Source organism: Sinomonas sp. G460-2 (assembly GCF_047759905.1).
GTDB lineage: Bacteria > Actinomycetota > Actinomycetes > Actinomycetales > Micrococcaceae > Sinomonas.
In genome coordinates this window covers 1-5,006 of sequence record NZ_JBKZWT010000267.1, presented here as the reverse complement: position 1 = coordinate 5,006, position 5,006 = coordinate 1, and the positions used below count along the sequence as shown (strand labels likewise).

At 71.5% G+C, this 5,006-nt stretch carries 6 protein-coding genes; 3 read left to right on the top strand and 3 right to left on the bottom strand.

The features are described 5' to 3' along the window. A partial coding sequence (locus ACLN58_RS17670) for a hypothetical protein (RefSeq protein WP_415856556.1) occupies positions 1–193 on the bottom strand: 193 nt, incomplete at its 3' end. 208 nt (positions 194–401) lie between these two features. Between ACLN58_RS17670 and ACLN58_RS17665 the strand changes: the two genes are divergently transcribed. Then, positions 402–1,142, top strand: coding sequence for an IclR family transcriptional regulator (locus tag ACLN58_RS17665; protein WP_415856555.1), 741 nt, complete (start codon positions 402–404; stop codon positions 1,140–1,142). A 12-nt stretch (positions 1,143–1,154) separates the two neighbouring features. Here the strand turns inward: ACLN58_RS17665 and ACLN58_RS17660 are convergent, their stop codons facing one another. Together ACLN58_RS17660 and ACLN58_RS17655 are read right to left on the bottom strand one after the other, a co-directional pair. Further along, positions 1,155–2,204, bottom strand: a complete 1,050-nt coding sequence (locus ACLN58_RS17660; RefSeq protein ID WP_415856554.1) for an LLM class flavin-dependent oxidoreductase — start codon at positions 2,202–2,204, stop codon at positions 1,155–1,157. Between the two features lie 57 nt (positions 2,205–2,261). Beyond that, positions 2,262–2,813, bottom strand: coding sequence for a DinB family protein (locus ACLN58_RS17655; protein ID WP_415856553.1), 552 nt, complete (start codon positions 2,811–2,813; stop codon positions 2,262–2,264). A gap of 74 nt (positions 2,814–2,887) precedes the next feature. Between ACLN58_RS17655 and ACLN58_RS17650 the strand changes: the two genes are divergently transcribed. Both ACLN58_RS17650 and ACLN58_RS17645 read left to right on the top strand, forming a co-directional pair. Further along, positions 2,888–4,183: an SWIM zinc finger family protein gene (locus ACLN58_RS17650; RefSeq protein ID WP_415856552.1), complete on the top strand. Its 1,296-nt coding sequence runs from the start codon at positions 2,888–2,890 to the stop codon at positions 4,181–4,183. Then, positions 4,180–5,006, top strand: an 827-nt coding sequence (locus tag ACLN58_RS17645) for a DUF5691 domain-containing protein (protein ID WP_415856551.1), incomplete at its 3' end; no start/stop codon positions are given. The genes ACLN58_RS17650 and ACLN58_RS17645, both read left to right, overlap by 4 nt.

The following is a 5,006-nucleotide window of genomic DNA, read 5'->3' as shown; positions in this document are numbered from 1 at the left end:
ACTCCACGGCCGTGGGATGGTACTCCGCCGAGATAAACACGAGCACGAAGGAGATCGCATAGAGATCCCACGCCTCGATCAGGATCGTCGCGATCATCATCCAGCCGCCGCGGCGGCTGGAGGTCGTTCCATTCTTGTTCAGCAGGACGTCGGTCGCCTCATCGGACAACCGTCGAATAGTGGCCTGATCCATCTTCGCCCTTCGAAATGTGTGGCGTCGCGTGGCATTGCACGAGACGCCGTCGTCTCCGGTAGACCTCGCTCCCCGAGCGTTCCGGTATCCGGAATGGTGTTCTAAAATCCAGAACCATCGGCCAGACTAGGACCGCGGTTGCGGACGGTCAAGGGTTACCCGTGGCTGGCGCACCAGGGCACGGGTCACATCCACGGAGCGGAGGAACATGGTTGAGGGCGAGCAGGCCTCGGGCCACAAGATCTTGAGCATGCTCGAGGCCCTCTCGGCCTCCGCTCAGCCCCAGCGCCTCGGCGAGCTCGCTGAGCGCACCGGGATGACGAAGCCGACCGTGCACCGGATCCTGGGGGTCCTCACCTCGGCGGGGTGGGCCGTTCAACGCGAGGGCGGGTTCTACGGTCTCGGGCCCCGGGCCCGCGCGCTCGGTGGGATCGACGCGGGCTGGGGCGACGTCGTCGACCGTGCCATCCACGCGCTCGCCGACGCCACGAATCAGACGGTCCATGTCGCGGCCCTCGCGGACGGCGAGGCGCTCTACACGCACAAAGCGAGCGCCCCCAACGCGTTCATCATGAGATCGCGCGTGGGGCTCCGCATGCCGTCACACTCGACCGGCGTCGGGAAGGCTATGCTCTCGACCCTGCCCGACGCCCGCGTTGTCGAGCTCCTGACGGCCCGAGGCATGGCCTCCCGCACCCCAGCCACGATCACCGACCTCGACGAGTTCCTCGGGGAGCTCGGCACGATTCGCAGCCTCGGCTACGCCGTGGACCGCGAGGAGAACGAGCAGAACGTCCGCTGCATCGCCCTGCCGCTCGACGTCGGACCCAACGGGCCCGCGGGACTCAGCCTCTCGAGCATCACGTTCCTGACCCCCGAGGCCGAGCTCATGGCCATGCTCCCCCGCCTCCGCGAGACCGCCGCCGTCGTGGCGAAGGCACTGTCCTAAAGGGATTCGTCCTCAGGCGACTGACTCCCCCGCGACCGGCCCCTCCGTGTTCGGCTTCCAGCCGAGGGCGGGGGCCACGTGCGTGGCGAACGCCTCAAGGATGTGGAGGTTGTACTCGACGCCGAGCTGATTCGGGATGGTCAGCATCACGGTGTCCGCGGCCGTCACCGCCGAATCGCCGAGCAGCTGCTCGATCAGCTCGTCCGGCTCGGCGGCATACGTCTTGCCGAACGTCGACCGGAAGCCGTCGATCACGCCCACCTGGTCGCCGTCCGGGCGGGTCCCGAAGTACATCGCGTCGCGCGAGGTCACGATCGGGAAGACGCTCCGGCTCACCGACACCCTCGGCGAGCCCGCATGGCCCGCGGCCTTGTAGGCGGCCCGGTACCGCTCGATCTGCTCGTGCTGGAGCACGTGGAACGGCACGCCGGCGTCCTCGGTCAGCAGGGTCGAGCTCATCAGATTCAGGCCCTGCGCGCCGGTCCACTCGGCCGTGTCCCGCGTTCCGCTCCCCCACCAGATGCGGTCGCGGAGCCCGGGCGAATGCGGCTCGACGTGCAGCCTCGTGCCTGCTGGCGCTTGCCGCGGATCGGCCTCGGCGATGCCGACGCCGTCGATCGCCGAGAGGAAGAACTCGAACTTGGACCGCGCAAGGTCGGCGCCGCGAGGGTCCACCGACCCCGTGTAGCCGAACGCCTCGTAGCCGCGGAGGGCGGGCTCGGGCGAGCCGCGGCTGATGCCGAGGGCGATCCGGTTCCCGGCGATCGCGTCGAGCGCGGCGGCCTCCTCCGCGAGCTGGAGCGGGTTCTCGTAGCGCATGTCGATCACGCCAGTGCCCACCTCGATGCGCTTCGTGCGGGCGGCCATCGCGGACAAGAGGGGCATCGGGGACGCCTGCTGCCTCGCGAAGTGGTGGACCCGCACGTAGGCGCCGTTGACGCCGAGCTCGTCGGCGCCGACCGCGAGGTCGATGGTCTGGAGGATCATGTCCGCCGCGGTCCGGGTCTCCGAGCCGCGGAACGGGCCGTAGTGGCCGAAGGAGAGGAAGCCGAATGCTTTCACGTCACACGCTAACCTTCCGGGGCGCGGTGGAATTCCTTCGGTCGCGCGTCGGCTCCGTCACTCCCCGATCTGCCCGTCAATCGACTCGCGGAGCAGGTCGGCGTGACCGTTGTGGCGCGCATACTCCTCGATGAGATGGACCAGGACCCAACGAAGCGACACGGCCTCACGGCCCTCGCCGTTGGCGTGCGTCGTCGCGAGCGCCGCCTGCGCGCCCTCGGCGAGCAACTCGTCGACAATCTCCTTCGATCGCTCGACGCGGCCGGCCCACAGCGCGCGGAGGCTCGCGCCGTCGTCGTTCGTTGCGCTGTGCCAATCCCAGTCGGGGTCCGCCTCCCAGTCGACGCCCGCCCAGGGTTCGGACATCTGCTGCCCCGCGAGGACCTCGGAGCACCAGGCGTCCTCGACGAATGCGAGGTGCTTGAGCATCCCGCCCAGCGTCATGGACGACGGCGGGAGCGTCACCCTGAGCTGTTCGTCGCCCAGCCCGCGGCACTTCCACTCGAGCGTCGCGCGGTGGTAGTCGAGGAAGCCGAGGAGCGTCGCGACCTCTTCCCCCGCGTACGGCGGCTCGGGACGGCCATGATCGTCGATGAGGATCTCCGTCATGGTGGCCACGCTACCGGAGCCGAGCAGGGAAGGCGCCCCTTGCAGCTCACAGGGCATCGGGCAGAATGAGCATCATGGGGCGGTGGACCGAGGACAGAGTGGTGGGTGCCGCACCCGATCAGGGCTCGCTCGCTGCCGCCCGCAAGCTCGCCCACCCCGGACCGTGGTCGGACACCGGGAGCAACGACGACCTCGTCTGGGGCAAGTGCCAAGGCAGCGGCAAGTCGCCGTATCAGGTGAGCATCGACGTCGCGGCGCCGGCGTACCGCTGCTCGTGCCCGAGCCGGAAGTTCCCCTGCAAGCACGCGTTGGCCCTCCTCCTCCTCTGGTCCCGCGGGGACGCGGCCGAGGCCGCGACAACGGCCGACTTCGCGCACGACTGGGCCGCCCAGCGGGCGAGTCGATCGGCGGCCCGGGAGCCCGGGCAGTCCGCTGAGGCGCCGGACCCCGCCGCCCAGGCGAAGCGGCTCGCGGATCGGCTCGCGCTCATGGACGCCGGAATGGCGGACTTCGCCAGGTGGCTCACCGACCTCGTCCGGGCGGGGCTGGCCGCGGCCCGGACTCAGCCGTATTCCTGGTGGGACGGCACGGCCGCCCGTCTCGTGGACGCCCAGCTCCCCGGCCTGGCCGAGCAGGTGCGGACCATGGGATCGGACGTCCACGCCCGCGCCGACTGGGCCGAGCATCTCCTCCTCCGGGCCGGGCGATGGTGGGCCCTGACGAAGGCGTGGGCGCGCCGGGACGAGCTGGGCGAGGCAGAGCTTGCCGACCTCAGGGCGACCCTAGGGTGGGCCACACCCTCGGCCGACGTTCGCGACGCCGAATCGCTGCCGGGCCCGTGGCTCGTGCTCGGAGCCCACCGGAGCGACGACGGCCGGCTTCAGCAGCAGCGCACGTGGCTGCGCGGGCCCGACGGCGGCCTCGTGGTCGTGCTGGACTTCGCGGGTCAAGGCCAATCGCTTGCCGTGCCGCAGCTCGCGGGGGCCCTCCTCGACGTGACGGTCGCGAGGTACCCCGGAACGGCGCCCCGCAGGGCTATGTTCACGAGTCCCGTCGTGGCGCGCGGACTGGAAACCGGCCTCGGCGAGGGCGGCAGCATCGCGGGCTCGCTCGAGGCGGAATCGGCCGCCGTGGCCCGCTCGCCTTGGCGGGACCGCCACCCGGTGCTGCTCACGGCGGTCCGGGTGTGCTCGGGCGGGCAGGGCTGGCTGCGGGACGCGTCCGGCGACGCCCTGCCTCTCCTCGGTGGCTCGCTGACCGCCCTCCTGGCCCTCACCGGCGGCTGGCCTGTCGACGTGTTCGGCGAACTCGAGGAAGGCAGCGTGCGGCCCCTCTCCATCGTGGTCGACGGGGCGGTGCTCGCCCCGTGAGCTGGCTCACCGAGCTGCGGACGACGGCGCTTGTCGGCACCGCGCGACACCCGGCTCCCGCTGCGCCCCAGGATCTCGGCGCGCAACCGCCCGAGGGGCGCTCGAGCGAGGAATCGCTCCTAGACCAGGCCGCCATGGCCGATGTGATCGTGCGGGCGACGAGGCGCGCGGGCCACCTCGCGCCCGGCAAGGTGCGCGATCCCGCCCCGCCCGACGACGTTCCGCCCGCGTCCGGGGACGCCGCCCGCCTCCTGGACCTCCTCCTGACCCAATCCCCCGTCGGTCGGGAGCTGCAGCTCCGTCTCGTGACGGATTGGCTCGTTCTCGCCGAACGCGCCGAACTGCGAGTCCCGCACGGGCTGCTCCCGGCGCTCCTGACCCTCGCGGGGGGCGCTCCGAGCGTGGCCGAGCACCTCGAGCCGGCCATCGGGACCCGGGGCCGCTGGCTCCAGGGCCTCATCTCAGGGCGTGCCGGCGATCAACGCTCCCCGGCCGACGCAGAGTGGGCCGAGCTGGGCGGAGCCGACGCGAGCGCGCAGCTCGAACGGCTTCGCCAGCGCGACCCCGCATCGGCCCGCGAGCTCTTGACTGCGGCGTGGGAAGGGCTCGGTGCCCGCGAGCGCGCGGCGCACCTGGCCGTCTTCGCCACGAACCTCGGTCCCGCCGACGAGGATCTCCTCGAGACCGCCCTGGATGACAAGGCGAAGGGTGTTCGGGAGGCCGCCACGACGCTGCTCGACAGGCTCCCCCAGAGCGCCCGGGCCGCGAGGATGGCCGCCCGGCTGCGGCGCTTGCTCCGCGTCAAGGGCCTCCTGCGAAAGCA